The sequence below is a fragment of the Actinomadura terrae genome (assembly GCF_022751215.1).
GTDB lineage: Bacteria > Actinomycetota > Actinomycetes > Streptosporangiales > Streptosporangiaceae > Spirillospora > Spirillospora terrae.
Genome location: NZ_JAICDG010000001.1, coordinates 1562688 through 1576859, shown reverse-complemented (window position 1 = coordinate 1576859; position 14172 = coordinate 1562688). Strand labels below are relative to the sequence as shown.

At 75.1% G+C, this 14172-nt stretch carries 18 protein-coding genes; 11 read left to right on the top strand and 7 right to left on the bottom strand.

Annotation, left to right across the window (positions count from 1 at the left end):
- Window positions 1–147: 147 nt before the first annotated feature.
- Together K2F47_RS07040 and K2F47_RS07035 are read right to left on the bottom strand one after the other, a co-directional pair.
- On the bottom strand, window positions 148–642 hold the full coding sequence (locus K2F47_RS07040) for an SAV_6107 family HEPN domain-containing protein (protein ID WP_242901939.1): 495 nt from the start codon (window positions 640–642) through the stop codon (window positions 148–150).
- Between the two features lie 256 nt (window positions 643–898).
- Window positions 899–1750 (bottom strand): L,D-transpeptidase family protein, encoded by an 852-nt coding sequence (locus K2F47_RS07035; RefSeq protein WP_242901938.1) that lies wholly within the window; start codon window positions 1748–1750, stop codon window positions 899–901.
- Between the two features lie 44 nt (window positions 1751–1794).
- Between K2F47_RS07035 and K2F47_RS07030 the strand changes: the two genes are divergently transcribed.
- From K2F47_RS07030 to K2F47_RS07010, 5 genes are all read left to right on the top strand, one after another.
- Complete coding sequence (locus tag K2F47_RS07030) at window positions 1795–2259, top strand: YbaK/EbsC family protein (RefSeq protein WP_242901937.1); 465 nt, start codon at window positions 1795–1797, stop codon at window positions 2257–2259.
- 1 nt (window position 2260) lies between these two features.
- Window positions 2261–2629, top strand: a complete 369-nt coding sequence (locus tag K2F47_RS07025; protein WP_242901936.1) for an arsenate reductase family protein — start codon at window positions 2261–2263, stop codon at window positions 2627–2629.
- Window positions 2630–2706: 77 nt separating this feature from the next.
- Entirely contained in the window at window positions 2707–3591 is an 885-nt protein-coding gene (locus K2F47_RS07020; protein ID WP_242901935.1) for a hypothetical protein, read from the top strand.
- A gap of 2 nt (window positions 3592–3593) precedes the next feature.
- Window positions 3594–3938 (top strand): hypothetical protein, encoded by a 345-nt coding sequence (locus K2F47_RS07015; RefSeq protein WP_242901934.1) that lies wholly within the window; start codon window positions 3594–3596, stop codon window positions 3936–3938.
- Between the two features lie 110 nt (window positions 3939–4048).
- Window positions 4049–4651 carry a GNAT family N-acetyltransferase gene (locus K2F47_RS07010; RefSeq protein WP_242901933.1) on the top strand — a complete coding sequence of 201 codons (603 nt, stop codon included), beginning with the start codon at window positions 4049–4051 and terminating at the stop codon, window positions 4649–4651.
- On the opposite strand, the gene metF is transcribed toward K2F47_RS07010, so the two are convergent.
- A complete protein-coding gene (gene metF, locus K2F47_RS07005; protein ID WP_242901932.1) occupies window positions 4588–5520 on the bottom strand; it encodes a methylenetetrahydrofolate reductase [NAD(P)H] in 933 nt (310 codons plus the stop codon). The two genes, K2F47_RS07010 and metF, sit on opposite strands and share 64 nt — an antisense overlap.
- 170 nt (window positions 5521–5690) lie before the next feature.
- On the opposite strand from metF, the gene K2F47_RS07000 reads away from it, so the two are divergent.
- Both K2F47_RS07000 and K2F47_RS06995 read left to right on the top strand, forming a co-directional pair.
- Window positions 5691–6776 (top strand): polyprenyl synthetase family protein, encoded by a 1086-nt coding sequence (locus K2F47_RS07000; protein ID WP_242901931.1) that lies wholly within the window; start codon window positions 5691–5693, stop codon window positions 6774–6776.
- Between the two features lie 79 nt (window positions 6777–6855).
- Window positions 6856–7986 carry a serine/threonine-protein kinase gene (locus K2F47_RS06995; RefSeq protein WP_242901930.1) on the top strand — a complete coding sequence of 377 codons (1131 nt, stop codon included), beginning with the start codon at window positions 6856–6858 and terminating at the stop codon, window positions 7984–7986.
- A gap of 18 nt (window positions 7987–8004) precedes the next feature.
- On the opposite strand, the gene K2F47_RS06990 is transcribed toward K2F47_RS06995, so the two are convergent.
- From K2F47_RS06990 to K2F47_RS06975, 4 genes are all read right to left on the bottom strand, one after another.
- Window positions 8005–8166 (bottom strand): hypothetical protein, encoded by a 162-nt coding sequence (locus K2F47_RS06990; RefSeq protein ID WP_242901929.1) that lies wholly within the window; start codon window positions 8164–8166, stop codon window positions 8005–8007.
- Window positions 8167–8237: 71 nt separating this feature from the next.
- Window positions 8238–8921 (bottom strand): thiamine phosphate synthase, encoded by a 684-nt coding sequence (gene thiE, locus K2F47_RS06985; RefSeq protein WP_242901928.1) that lies wholly within the window; start codon window positions 8919–8921, stop codon window positions 8238–8240.
- 128 nt (window positions 8922–9049) lie between these two features.
- Complete coding sequence (locus tag K2F47_RS06980; protein ID WP_242902596.1) at window positions 9050–9424, bottom strand: Rv2175c family DNA-binding protein; 375 nt, start codon at window positions 9422–9424, stop codon at window positions 9050–9052.
- Window positions 9425–9502: 78 nt separating this feature from the next.
- Window positions 9503–10711 (bottom strand): NAD(P)/FAD-dependent oxidoreductase, encoded by a 1209-nt coding sequence (locus tag K2F47_RS06975; protein ID WP_242901927.1) that lies wholly within the window; start codon window positions 10709–10711, stop codon window positions 9503–9505.
- A gap of 189 nt (window positions 10712–10900) precedes the next feature.
- On the opposite strand from K2F47_RS06975, the gene thiO reads away from it, so the two are divergent.
- From thiO to K2F47_RS06955, 4 genes are all read left to right on the top strand, one after another.
- On the top strand, window positions 10901–12025 hold the full coding sequence (gene thiO / locus K2F47_RS06970) for a glycine oxidase ThiO (RefSeq protein ID WP_242901926.1): 1125 nt from the start codon (window positions 10901–10903) through the stop codon (window positions 12023–12025).
- Entirely contained in the window at window positions 12025–12225 is a 201-nt protein-coding gene (thiS, locus tag K2F47_RS06965) for a sulfur carrier protein ThiS (RefSeq protein ID WP_242901925.1), read from the top strand. The genes thiO and thiS overlap by 1 nt, the downstream gene beginning before the upstream one ends.
- A 1-nt stretch (window position 12226) precedes the next feature.
- Complete coding sequence (locus K2F47_RS06960; RefSeq protein WP_242901924.1) at window positions 12227–13009, top strand: thiazole synthase; 783 nt, start codon at window positions 12227–12229, stop codon at window positions 13007–13009.
- A 152-nt stretch (window positions 13010–13161) separates the two neighbouring features.
- A complete protein-coding gene (locus K2F47_RS06955) occupies window positions 13162–14118 on the top strand; it encodes a DMT family transporter (RefSeq protein ID WP_242901923.1) in 957 nt (318 codons plus the stop codon).
- Window positions 14119–14172: the final 54 nt, after the last annotated feature.

The following is a 14172-nucleotide window of genomic DNA, read 5'->3' as shown; positions in this document are numbered from 1 at the left end:
CGGGCGTGGCGAAGGCCGGGGCCGTGCTCCAGCGGCGGCCCCGGCCTTCGGGCGCGGCCGTCCCCTGGGGAGGTCGACGGGACGGCCCGGGAGTGGCCCGGGAGGTACTCGGCGGGTTGGCGGGGTTGGCGGGGGGCGGGGTCGGGGTCAGCTCGCCTCGGGGATGGGCAGGGTGGGCTGGCTGGTCACGCCGAGGGTGTCCTCGACGAGGGTGACGAAGACCTCGGCGTCGTGCAGCAGCTCCTCGGCCTCGCGCGGGGTCACGGCGCGCGGCAGGCCCGCCTCGGCGGCGGCGCGCTTGTCGGCGCCGGCGGCGAAGAACGCGGCCCACTCGCGCAGCGCGGGCTCGGCCTCGGGCAGCAGGACCCACACGCTGCGGGGACGCCCCCTGCGGTGCGTCTCCAACGGTTCCTTGGACGCCAGCACGGCTGCGGCGGCGCGCAGCGCGGCCAGGTGGGCGCAGACGTAGCGGACGGCGGGCGAGGTGGCCTCGGCCGCCTCGGCGAGGCCCATGCGGGCAGCGTGCAGCTGGCCGACGGCCGTGTGGGCCGGGCGCGGTGCGGGCATCGGCCGCGAGCGCGGGGCCGGCGGGCCGAACTGGGCGGCGGAGTGGACTCCGCGGGCGGTCGTCGTTCCGGACATGACTGCCTCCTTCCGGGGCTCGGGCCGGCCGGGCGGAGAGCTTCCCCTCACTCCGCCCGGCCGTCCGTCCCGCCCGGGGGCATCGCGCTGCCACCGGGCGGGGACGTCGCCCTGGCGCGGGCCGCGAGTCCCGCACCACGTCGAACATAAGTTCGACGCACTCACAGTAAAGCGCCCCCGGAGCGATTCGTCAACGTGTTCGAACGGGTGGTGCTTCCCACAGGTCAGCGGGTTACACGAAGCGCCTGACCGTCCGTCACCCCGGGCGTCGGACGTGCACGGCCACACCCGTCCCGACCAGGCTCGGGAAGTACTCCGCGACGTGCATGGGCATGCGGACGCAGCCGTGCGAGGCCGGGTACCGGGGCACGTCCAAGGCGCCGTGGAAGGCGATGCCGCCGTTGAAGTAGACGGGGTTGTAGAGCCGCCCGAGCGGTGAGATCTCCCAGCCCTTGGCGCGGCGGCCCGTCCGGAAGTCGCCGGTGCCCGTGATGGCGTAGCGGCAGCGGGCGACGGTGGCGCCGCGGTCCTTGGCGCAGTAGTACTCCCCCGAGCCGGATGACACGTGCGTGATGAGCCGGGGCCTGCCGTCCTTGTAGAGGACGAGGTACTGGCGGCGCAGGTCGACGTCGACGCGGTCGGCCTCGTGGCGCCTCGCCATGGGGCGGGGCTCCTTGGGGTCGTCCAGCGCCCTCCAGAAGGCCGGGCCCAGCGTGCCGGTCGGCTTGAGCCGGTTGACCGCCTGGAACGCCCACACGGCGAGCTGGGTGGACGTCCCGTACTCCCCGTCCGCCTTGCCCGGGTCGTAGTGCAGGCTCGTGAGGCGGCGCTGGAGCTCGCGGACGTCGGCCCCCTCGGCGCCCGGCCTGAGTTTGCGGTCCCCGGCCCTGAGCGGGGGCCTGGTCGGCGACGGCCTGGGCGTGGACCTGGTCTTCGGCTTGTGCGCGGGCTCCCGCTTGGGCTTGGGCTTGGGCTTGTGCCTGGGCCGGTCGTGCGGGGGTTTGCGGCCCTGCGAGGAGCGTCCCGCGTCGGCGGGGGCCGCGTCGCTCGCCGTCTTGCATCCGGCCAGCAGGACGATCGGGATCAGCAATGCCGCGCTTTTCCGCATGCCATGGTCTCCTTCGCCTCACCGCTGACCTTAAAGTGCTTCCCATGCACGCAAACGCCGAACGTGTCGCGAAGGCCCTGGAGGCGCAGGGGGCGGCCGGGAAGATCGTGGAGTTGCCCGACTCGGCCCGGACCGCGCAGGCCGCCGCCGACCAGCTCGGCTGCGAGGTCGGCGCGATCGCCAACAGCCTCGTCTTCGACGCCGACGGGGCGCCGCTGCTGGTGCTGACGAGCGGCGCGCACCGGGTCGACACGGCCCGGGTCGCGGCGCTGGTGGGCGCGGCGGCGGTGCGCAGGGCGACGCCGGAGTTCGTCCGGGAGGCGACGGGCCAGCCCATCGGGGGCGTCGCTCCCCTGGGCCACCCCGAGCCGATCCGTACGCTCGTGGACGTCTGGCTGGACAAGTACGACGAGGTCTGGGCGGCCGGCGGGCACCCGCACACCGTGTTCCCCACCTCGTACGAGGAACTGCTGAGGATCACCGGGGGCACCCCGGCGGAGGTGGGCTGAGATGGGCGACAACGAGGCCACGGAACTGTGGCACAACCCGCGCTGCTCCAAGAGCCGCGCCGCGAAGGCCGCGCTGGACGAGGCGGGCGTCCCCTACACCGAGCGCCGCTACCTCGACGAGCCGCCCACGGCGGCGGAGCTGGACGCGGCGCTGACCAGGATCGGCGCGGAGCCGTGGGACGTCGCGCGGCTGAACGAGCCCGTCGCCAAGGAGCTCGGCCTCGCCGCCCTGGAGCACGACCGGGCGCGCTGGATCGAGGTCATGGTGGCGCACCCGGTGCTGATCCAGCGGCCGATCATCCTGACCGGCGCGGTGGCGGTGGTGGCGCGTGATGACGAATCGGTGCGCCGGGCCCTCGACAGCCGGTGACCCTGATGTGATTCTGGGGACCGAGGTGTGATTCCGCGGAACCGAGCCATGACGATCGGTGACCAACCGGAGGGGCGATGACAGCGCAGATGCGCTCCGGCCCGGCGGCGCGCGACCCGGAGTTCCGGGGGATCGACCCGCCCGCGCTCGACCGGGTGATCCGCCAGCTCCAGGACGCGCAGAACGCGATCCAGGGCTGGCTGAACGGGCACCGCCCGCCGCCCGGGGTGCCGGCGACCGGGTACCGGCAGGCCGACCAGGTCGCGATGTGGGCCGCCGACCAGCTCGGCATGCTGACCCGCCGCTACAACTACGCGATCACGCATCCGGACGGCGGCGGCGTCGACGTCCCGCCCGTCCACGCGCCGAGCCCGAAGCCGAGCCCCGGCGGGAGCCCCGGCCCCGGCGGCGGCGTGAAGCCCGGCAGGCCGGGCGCGCCCGCGCCGCGCACGCCCTCGCCCGGTGCGCCGGGCACGCCCGAGCGGCGCCATCCGGTACGGCCGCCGAGGCACACGGCGCCGCCGACCTCGCGGGGCGCCGGCGACCTCGGCAACTTCCCGACCCGGCAGGCGGCGGCCAAGGCCGCGCGGGCGGACGCGCTGGCGGTGGCCGCCGCCGTCCGCGACGGCGACCCCGTCCCGGACGGCGTCTGGAAGCACCTGCGCGCCAACGCCGACGACCCCGACTACACCGAGGCGCTGTACGAGCGGCTCGGCCCCGCGTCCGCGGCGGCGCTGGTGAAGGCCGCCCACGGCGACCCGGCGCGGTTGAAGGCCCTGCGGGAGTCGCTGGGCACGTCCAGCCACCACCTGACGATGGACGCGAGGTGGCTGCGCGCGTTCCTCGCCGAGGCCGACCGGGAGGGCGTGCGGCCGGTCGCGCTCCAGGTGCTCACCGGCGCCGACCTGAGCCACCGGACGCGCGAGGCGCTCGCCGGGCTGCACCTGAAGGCGGGTGGCTGACCGTGTCCCTCCCCTCGTCCGCCCCGCCGCCGCCCGGGAGCCTGCCCCCGCCGATCGAGGCCGCGGCGGCGGTGAGCCTCCCGCCGACCGAGCGTCCGAACCCCGAGTACGCGCGGCTGTACCAGGCGTACGCGGACGCCTACGGCAGCATCGACCGGCTCAGGAACGCGCTCGACGCGTCCGCCCGCACGTTCAACTCGACGGACGCCTGGCTCGGCCCGGAGGCGCGCCAGTGGGGCGGGCAGCTCGACGCCAACCGGAACGCGCTGCGCAAGGCCGCCGACCGCATCCTCTGGGACATCTACGACCGGCTCAACGCGACCCAGCGCACCATCGCCAAGGTCTGAGGCCCGCCGGGCGCGCGGCGTCCCCGCCACGCCCGTGACCACTGCGGATCATCGTTCCGGCGCGGGTGATCGGGCGGGACGTCTAGTCTCTGTGTGGTGAGGGACGTCCGGTGAGGGATCCGAAGCTGCGCGAGATCGACGAGCGCGCCTTCCTGCGCCGGCTCGGCCCGATGCTGGACGTCTACGCCGCCGCGATGACGCCGCCGCACGAGCAGCTCCCGGGCCGCCACACGATCATGGAGCGGCACGCGGCCTACCCCGGTTTCCGCGCGTTCGTCGCGGAGCGGCGCGGGCCGCTGCCCGGCCTGGCCGGGCCGGTGCTGGGGTTCGCGTACGGGTTCCACGGCGCGCACGGGCAGTGGTGGCACGACGTCGTCCACCAGGCGCTCGCCGCGCGGGAGGGCCCCGAGCACGCCGACGCCTGGATGGACGACCCGCTGGAGGTGGCGGAGCTGCACGTCCACCCGGCGGCGCAGGGCCGGGGCCTCGGGCGGGGGCTGCTGACCGCGTTGTGCGAGGGCCGGCCGGAGCGGACGGTGGTGCTGTCCACGCTGGACCTGCGCTCCGAAACCCCCGCCCGGCGCCTGTATCGGTCGGTGGGAATGGTCGATCTGCTGACGGGGTTCGAGTTCCCCGGCGGCGGGCCGCTCTATGCCGTCATGGGCGGGACGCTGCCCCTGGCGCCGTACCCGTCGGCCTCCAGCAGGCCGTAGACCTCGCGCGTCGCCGTCGACTTGTTGAAGGTGATGAAGTGGATGCCGGGCACGCCCTGGTCGAGCAGGTCGCGGCACAGCTCCGCCGCGTGCTCGATGCCGAGGCGCCGGACGGCCTCCGGGTCGTCGCCGACGGCCTCGAACCGGGCGCGCACGTCCTCGGGGAACGGTGCCCCCGAGAGCTGCTCGGACCGCTCGATCGTGCTGAGCTGGGTGACCGGCATGATGCCCGGGATGATTGGGACGTCGCATCCGGCGGCGTCGACGCGGTCGCGCAGGCGCAGGAAGTCCTCCGCGCGGAAGAACATCTGCGTGATCGCGTAGTCGGCCCCGGCGCGGCACTTGGCGACGAAGTGCCGGGTGTCGCTCTCGATGTCGGGCGAGCGCGGGTGCTTGTAGGGGAACGCGGCGACGCCGACGCTGAAGTCGCCGTAGGAGCGGATCATCCGGACGAGGTCGGCGGCGTACTCGACGCCGTCGGGGTGCTTGATCCACTCGCCCATCGGGTCGCCGGGCGGGTCGCCGCGCACGGCGAGGATGTTGCGCACGCCGACGGCGGCGAACCGGCCGATCAGCTGGCGCAGCTCGGCCTGCGAGTGGTCGACGGCGGTGAAGTGCGCGACGGGGGTGAGCGTGGTGTCGGTCGCGATCCGCTCGACGATGTCGACGGTCTTGTCCCGCGTGCCGCCGCCCGCGCCGTAGGTCACCGAGACGAACGACGGGCGGAGGGGCTCCAGCTCGCGGATCGTCCGCCACAGGTTCCGGGCGCCCTTGTCGGTCTTGGGCGGGAAGAACTCGAAGGAGAAGGACCGGCCCGAGGCCAGCAGTTCTCTGACGGTCGGGGGCCGGTCCGGGCGCAGGCGTCGCATCACCCCAGAGTACAGAAGCGACCTTGAGCGGAGAGCAAGCCGCGGACGGGCCCGGGTGGAGTGATCCCGCCCACCTCGCGCCATCCGGTATGCCCCTTAAATAGCTAGAACTGGGCATTTATCCCGTTATGACGTACGAGTGGCGGCCGTCCCGTGGATACGATCTCGGCATGTCAACGAGCCCCATCCGCAAGGAGGTCGACGGGGCGCTGCTGGCCTTCGTCGACCGGCAGCGTCCGAACCTGCTGGCGATCAGCGACGAGCTGGCACCGCTGATGGCCGCCCTGGACGCGCTGCTCGCGGAGGGCAAGCGGCTGCGCCCGGCCTTCTGCTACTGGGGCTGGCGGGCGGCGGGCGCCGTGGAGGAGGACCTCGGCGGGACGCCCGGCGAGCGGCTGCACGAGGGCATCGTCAACGCGGCGGCGTCCCTGGAGCTGCTCCAGGCGAGCGCGCTGATCCACGACGACGTGATGGACTCCAGCGACACCCGCCGCGGGCAGCCGTCGATGCACCGCAGGTTCGAGGCGCTGCACCGCGCGCAGGGCTGGCCGGGCCCCGCGCGGGCGTTCGGGGAGGGCACCGCGATCCTGCTCGGCGATCTGTGCCTGGCCTGGTCGGGCGAGATGTTCGAGACGTGCGGGCTGGACGAGGAGCGCCGCGGCCGAGGCCGGGCCGTCTACGACCTGATGCGCACCGAGGTCATGTGCGGCCAGTACCTGGACATGCTGGAGGGCACCCGGGGCGAGGCCACCGTCGACACGGCGCTGCGCGTGGTGGAGTTCAAGAGCGCCAAGTACACGATCGAGCGGCCGCTGCACCTCGGCGCCGCGCTCGCCGGGGGACCGCCGGAGGCGACCGCCGCCCTCACCGGCTACGGCGTCCCGCTCGGCATCGCCTTCCAGCTCCGCGACGACGTGCTGGGGGTGTTCGGCGACCCGGCCGAGACCGGCAAGCCCGCAGGCGACGACCTGCGCGAGGGAAAGCGGACCGTCCTGGTCGCGCTGTCCCTCGAACGCGCCACGCCCGCGCAGGCGGCGGCGCTCCAGCGGCGCCTCGGCGACCCCGGCCTCGACCTGCCGGGGGTGGACGAGCTGCGCCAGATCATCACCGACACCGGCGGGCTCGCGGCCTGCGAGGCGATGATCGCCCGCTACACCGGCGACGCCGAGCGCGTGCTGGCCGCCGCGCCGTTCCCGGAGGAGGCGCGCGACGCGCTGAACGCCCTCGCCGTCGCCGCGACCACTCGACGCACCTGACCCACGACGCACCTGACTTCGCCGGACGGGGCCCGAAGATCGGGGTTCCCCTGCCGCGTCCGGTGGTTACGCGGTACAAATGAGGAAATCTTCGTCCGTCCCCGCCGAGTCGGAGTCCGCCGTGCCGCACGACACCTCCCGCGGGAGGACGAACCCCCATCCCCCGCGTCCCGCCGCCCGTACCGGTGGCGGCGCCCCGGCGCGCGCCGGCCAGCCCCGCGCCGGCCAGCCGCACGGCGGGAAGCCCCGCGCCGCGGAGCCGCGTCCGCCGCGCGCGGCCCGGCCCGCGCGGGCGCGGCACTCCGGGTCGGCGCTCTGGGCGAGCGACCCGCACGCCCTCGGCGGCTACACGCTGCTCGGCCGGCTCGGCGAGGGCGGCCAGGGCGTCGTCTACCTGGGCCAGGACGAGGACGGCGCGCTCGTCACCGTCAAGCTGCTACGCGGCGGCGTCGCGGCCGGGCAGCGCGCCCGGAGCCGCTTCGTCAAGGAGGCGGAGGCGGCGCGGCGGGTCGAGGGCCGCCACACCGCCCGCGTGCTGGACGCCGACGTCACCGGCGACCGCCCCTACATCGTCAGCGAGTACGTCGAGGGGCCCTCGCTCCAGCAGGTCGTCGAGGACCGGGGCCCGCTGCCGGAGCCCCGGCTCCAGAAGGTCGCGCTGCGGACCGCGGCGGCGCTCGCCGCGATCCACCGCGCCGAGATCGTGCACCGCGACTTCAAGCCCGGCAACGTCCTGCTCGGCCCGGACGGCGCCAAGGTGATCGACTTCGGGATCGCCCGCACCGCCGACGCGACCCCGGTGACCACGGGCCCGGTCGGCACCCCCGCCTACATGGCGCCCGAGCAGATCGAGGACGAGCCGGTCGGCCCTGCGGCGGACGTGTTCGCCTGGGGAGCCACGCTGGTGTTCGCCGCGACCGGGCGCCCGCCGTTCGGCACCGGGCCGAGCGCCGCCGTGATGCGGCGCGTGACGTCGCGCCCGCCGGACCTCGGCGAGCTGGACGGCCCGCTGCGCGAGCTGGCGGCGCGCTGCCTGGACAAGAACCCGGCCGCGCGCCCGAGCGCGCGGCAGCTCGTCCGCGCGCTGCGGGACGGCCAGGCGCCCGCGCCGAAGCCACGCCCGAAGCGCATCCCCCGCTACCGCTGGCGGATGATGCTCGCGCTCGCGTTCGTGGTCACCGCCGGTTTCGCGCTCGGCGTGCTGTTCTAGCGGGCCGCGCCACGAGGGTCACCAGTGCGGCGGCCGTTCCTCCAGCAGTCGGTCGTCGTCGCTCGCGCCGCCGCGCCACTCGCCCCAGCCGGTGTCGGTGTCGTCGGACGTCTGGTCGGGCAGGACGTCCAGGTCGTCGTCCAGGTGCACGGGCCTGTCGTCGTCGGGTCCAACGCTCATGATCCCATTGTCGGTCATCGCGGCGGCTGCCCCGGCCGCCAGTAGGCGAACGGGACCTGAACGGGCCGAGATCAGAGCGGCGGGAGCCGGTCGGCGAACGCGGCCGCGGCGGCGCCCGGATCGTCCGCGTCGGTGATCGCCCGGACCACCACGACGCGGCGCGCCCCGGCCGCGAGCACCTCGTCGAGGTTGCCGAGGTCGATGCCGCCGATCGCGAACCAGGGGCGGCTCTCGCGCCGCCCGGCGACGTGCTCCAGCAGCTCGGGGCCGGGCGCGGGACGTCCCGGCTTGGTGGGCGTGGGCCACACCGGGCCCGCGCAGAAGTAGTCGACGCCCGCCTGCCCCGCCGCCGCGCCCGCCTGCTCGCCCGAGTGCGTCGAGCGGCCGATCAGGACGTCCTCGCCGAGGATCTCGCGGGCGACCGGCACCGGCAGGTCGTCCTGGCCGAGGTGCAGGACGTCGGCTCCGGCGGCGCGCGCGACGTCGGCCCGGTCGTTCACCGCCATCAGCGCGCCGTGCCGGTCGCAGGCCGCGCGGAAGACCTCCAGGTACTCCAGCTCCTGCCGGGCCTCCAGGCCCTTCTGCCGGAGCTGGACGAGGTCGACGCCGCCCGCGAGCACCGCGTCCAGGAACTCGGGCAGGTCGCCCTGCCGCTGCCGCGCGTCCGTGCAGAGGTAGAGGCGGGCGCGGGCGAGCCGGGCGCGGAGCGCGACGGCCCGCTCGGTGGGCAGGTGGGCGGAGACGGTGCTGGACACGGTGTCGGACGGTTCCTTCCGGATACGGATCGCGGGGCCGCGCGGCAGCCTCATGCCGCGCGCGACCCCGCAATCGTGTCACGTGCTCTCACCGGGCCCTGGTGCCGGCCCGTCCGCCCGGTCGCGCCCTAGAAGGCCAGCGCCTGGGCGCGGCGGCGCACCTCGGTCCCGCGGTTCTCGCTCAGCGCCTCGACGGGCGTGCCGGGCAGCGTGTCGTCGGCGGTGAACAGCCAGCGGACCGTCTCCACCTCGTCGAAGCCCGCGTCCGACAGGAGCGTCAGCGTCCCGGACAGGCCCTTGATGACCTGGCCGTCCTTGAGAAACGCGGCGGGCACCATCGGCTCGCCGTCGCGCCGGATGGACAGGAGCCGGCGCTCGCTGATGAGCTGCTTGATCCGGTTGGTCTTGATGCCGAGTCGCTCGGCGGTCTCCCTGAGGGAGAGCCACTCCCCGGCCAGGGCGTCGGTGCGGGGGTCGAGTGCGCTGTCAACGGTCGCGTGCATCTGCGTCACGCCACCTGGATACCACGCCATCGGAAGCCTCAAACCCGTCCGGCGCCCGTTCGCGCAGGTCAGTGTCCGCTACGCGCGAACAGCACGCTTCACCGGGACGTCCGGATCGGCCAGCGCGGCGGGGTCGACCGGGGTCCCGGCGGCGATCACCCGCCTGGCCTGCACGAGGTCGCGGGGGCGGCCGACGGCGAGGATCGCGTCGAGCCGGTCGCCGCTGAGCCAGGCGACCGCCCACGCCGCGTCCCCCGGGTCCCCCCGGCGGACGAGCCGCTCGGAGGCGCCGTGCACCCCCGCGTACTGGACCATCCGGCCGAACTGCTCGGACCAGAAGTACGGGACGGCGTCGTAGACCGCGTCCCGCCCGAGGAGGGCGGCGGCGGCCACGGCCGGCGCGTTCAGGGCGGCGTCCCAGTGCTCGACGAGCAGCCGCCGCCCGTACCGCGCGGACCACCAGGCGGCGCAGTCCCCGACCGCCACCACGTCGGGACGCGGCTCCCCGTCCGCCCCGGAGGCGCGGAACGAGGCGTCGGTGACGACACCGCGCTCCAGCAGCAGCCCCGAGCCCTCCAGCCAGCCCAGGACGGGCCGGACGCCGACGCCGACGACCACCTCGTCGGCCTCGACCCGCTCGCCGCCCGCCAGGGCCAGGCCGCCGTCCGCGACCTCCGCGACCTTCACGCCGGTGCGCAGCTCGACGCCCGCCTCGGCGTACCAGGGCGCGGTCAGCGCGCCGACCTCGGGCCCGAGCGCGGACGCGAGCGGAGTGTCCGCCGCCTCGACCACGGTGACCGCGCAGCCCTTGGCGGCGGCGGTCGTCGCGACCTCCGCGCCGATCCAGCCCGCGCCGACGATCGCGATCCGGGCGCCGGGGACGAGCGCGGCGCGCAGGCCCAGGGCGTCCTCGACGGTGCGCAGCACGCGCTGGCGCCCGTCCCCCGGCAGCGTGACCGGCGCGGCGCCGGTGGCGATCACGAGGCCGTCGAAGCGCAGCTCGCCCGCCGTGGACGCGACGGTGCCGCCCGCGCCCGGCGCGTCCAGCCGCAGGCCGGTGGCCCGCTCGCCGAGCAGGACCTCGCAGCGCAGCGCGTCCCAGTCGGCGTCGAGCGTGGTGTCGTCGGTGGAGCCCGCGAGGACGTCTTTCGACAACGGCGGCCGGTCGTAGGGCAGGTGGGCCTCGGCCGAGACGAGCGTGATCGCGCCCGTGTGGCCGCCGTCGCGCAGCCCCTGAACCGCCCGCAGCCCCGCCAGCCCGCCACCCACGACGATCACGCTGTCCATGGCCGTCCACCCTAGCCGGGGGCCTCCCGCAGCCCCATGATCGGTATCCGGACAACTGCGCATATCACCCGACGTCGTATGGTGGAGGGCGAGAGCGCGGGAGTCCGGTGCGACCGGGCTGAGAGGGCGGCTGAGCGGGCCGCCGACCGCCACCACCTGATCCGGATCATGCCGGCGAAGGGAGCGCGCATGGAGATCGTCATCATCGGCGCCGGGGTCATCGGCCTCGCCACCGCCTGGCGGGCGGCCGCGGGCGGCGCCGCCGTCACGCTGGTCGACCCGGCGCCCATGAGCGGGGCGTCGTCGGTCGCGGCGGGCATGCTGACCCCGGTCAGCGAACTGACCTACGGCGAGGAGCCGCTGCTGCGGCTCGGGCTCGCCTCCCGCGACCGCTACCCCGCGTTCGTCGCCGAGCTGGAGGAGCGGACCGGGCTCGACGTCGCCCACCGCACCGACGGCATCCTGGAGGTCGCGTTCGACTCGGGCGACCTGAACTACCTGGACGACCTGCGCCGCTTCCAGGAGAGCCTCGGCATCCCGACCGAGGCGCTGACCGGCCGCGAGTGCCGCCGGCACGAGCCGATGCTGGCACCCGGCGTGCGCGGCGGCCTGCTCGCCCCCGAGGACGGCTCGGTCGACCCGCGCCGCCTCACCCCCGCGCTGCTGGCGGCGGCCGAGGCGCTGGGCGCGCGGCTCGTCCGGCGGCGGGCGGCGGGCGTCCTGGTCGAGCGCGACCGGGCGACCGGCGTCCGCCTCGACGACGGGACGGAGCTCCGCGCCGACCGCGTCCTGATCGCAGCCGGCCCCTGGTCCGGCGACCTGGAGGGCGTGCCGGCGGGCGTGGTCCCGCCCGTCCGGCCGGTGAAGGGCCAGGTCATCCGGTTGCGGACGGCGGTGCCGTTCCTGCGGCGCTGCACCCGGGCGCTGGTCCGGGGCTCGTCGGTCTACCTGGTGCCGCGCGCGGACGGCGAGATCGTCGTCGGCGCGACCCAGGAGGAGCTGGGCTTCGACACGCGGGTCACCGCGGGCGGGCTGTGGGAGCTGCTGCGCGACGCCCACGAGCTGCTGCCCGGCATCACCGAACTGGAGTTCGCCGAGGTCTCGGCGGGCCTGCGGCCCGGCTCCCCCGACAACGCGCCGGTGATGGGCGCCTCGGCGCTGCCCGGCCTGTACCTCGGAACGGGCCACTTCCGCAACGGCGTCCTCCTCGCCCCGGTCAGCGCCGACATCCTGGCCGCGACGCTGCTGGACGAGCCCGTCCCCGCCGAGGCAGCCCCCTTCACACCCGACCGCTTCTCCCCCGAGGTGCACTGATGAAGGTCATCGTCAACGGCGAGCCGCGCGAGGTGCCGGAGGGCACCAGCGTCGCGCAGGCCGTCGCTTCCGTCTCCGCGGCCGGGTCCGGTGTGGCCGCCGCGCTCAACGACGAGGTCGTCCGCCGGTCGGCCTGGGAAGACACGCCGCTGCGCGAGTCCGACCGCCTCGAAGTGCTGACCGCCGTCCAGGGAGGCTGAGATGACGATCCGGAACGAGACCGACGCGCTGGAGATCGCGGGCGAGAAGCTGGACTCCCGGCTGATCATGGGCACCGGCGGCGCGCCCAGCATGGCGGTGCTGCGCGAGGCGCTCGTCGCGTCCGGGACGGAGCTGACCACGGTCGCGATGCGACGGGTCGACCCGTCCGCGCGGGGCTCGGTGCTGGACGTGCTGCGCGAGTGCGGCGTCCGGGTGCTGCCGAACACGGCGGGCTGCTTCACGGCGGGCGAGGCCGTGCTGACCGCCAAGCTCGCCCGCGAGGCGCTCGGCACCGACTGGGTCAAGCTGGAGGTGATCGCCGACGAGCGGACGCTGCTGCCCGACCCGATCGAGCTGGTCGAGGCCGCCGAGCAGCTCGTCGACGACGGGTTCACCGTGCTCCCCTACACCAGCGACGACCCGGTGCTCGCGCGGCGGCTGGAGCGGATCGGGTGCGCGGCGGTGATGCCGCTCGGCTCCCCGATCGGCTCGGGGCTCGGCATCCGCAACCCGCACAACATCGCACTGATCGTCGAGCAGGCCGGGGTCCCGGTGATCCTGGACGCGGGGATCGGCACCGCCAGCGACGCCGCGCTCGCCATGGAGCTCGGCTGCGACGCGGTGCTCCTCGCGACCGCCGTGACCCGCGCCCAGTCGCCCGCGCGGATGGCCGCCGCGATGCGGCACGCCGTCGAGGCCGGGCGCCTCGCCCGGCAGGCGGGCCGCATCCCGAGGCGCCACCACGCCCAGGCGTCCTCGCCCTTCGAGGGCCTCGCGCCCTGATGTAGAGATCCTTAAAGATCGTCTATAGCAAGAGTCGCTAGACCTGCACGGTCGGCGCACCGAGACTGGGCCCATCCCCCCGAACCCCTCGTCCGCAACGTTGCGCGACATTTCGGTGTTGATGGAAACATCTCAGACCTAAGGTGCGTGACATGGCAGAAGGGAACGTTCCCGCCCCGGCGGGAATCGACAGGCTGGCCGTGGCGGCGGCGACCGTGACCGTCGTCCTGTGGGCGTCGGCGTTCGTCGCGATCCGCAGCGCCGGGGAGGACTACAGCCCCGGCGCCCTCGCGCTCGGCCGCATGCTCTCCGGGACCCTCGTGCTCGGCGTGATCTGCCTCGTCCGCCGCGAGGGGCTGCCCTCCCGCGGCGCGTGGCCCGGCATCGTCACCGCCGGGGTGCTGTGGTTCGGCGCCTACATGATCGCGCTGAACTGGGGCGAGCGGCTCGTGGACGCGGGCACCGCCGCGCTCGTCGTCAACATCGGGCCGATCCTCATCGCGCTCCTCGGCGGCTGGCTGCTGAAGGAGGGCTTCGCGCCCCGGCTCCTCGCGGGCATGGCGGTCTCGTTCGCGGGCGCCGCCGTCGTCGGGCTGTCGATGTCGGACGAGGGCGGCTCCTCGGTCGGCGGCGTCCTGCTGTGCCTGGCCGCCGCCGTCACCTACGCCGCGGGCGTGGTGACCCAGAAGCCCACGCTCAGGCACGCCACGCCGCTCCAGTTCACGACGTTCTCCTGCGCGATCGGCGCCCTCGCCTGCCTGCCGTTCGCCGGTCAGTTCGCGGGCGAGGCGGCGGACGCCTCCACCGGCGCCACGCTCAACGTGCTCTACCTGGGCGTCTTCCCGACCGCGCTGGCGTTCACGACCTGGGGCTACGCGCTGGCCCGCACGTCGGCGGGGAAGATGGGCGCCACCACCTACGCCGCGCCCGCGCTCGTCGTCCTGATGTCGTGGCTGTTCCTCGGCGAGGTTCCCGGGCTGCTCACGCTCGCGGGCGGCGCCCTGTGCCTGGCCGGCGTCGGCGTGTCCCGCAGCACCCGGTCGCTGCGGCGCCGCACCCCCGTCCCGCAGGCCGAGCCCGAGCCCGAACCCTGCGCCACCACCCCCTGAACTCCGACCGACGGCGCAGATGCGCTCATACTCCGGACTGATGAGATCCGCCCG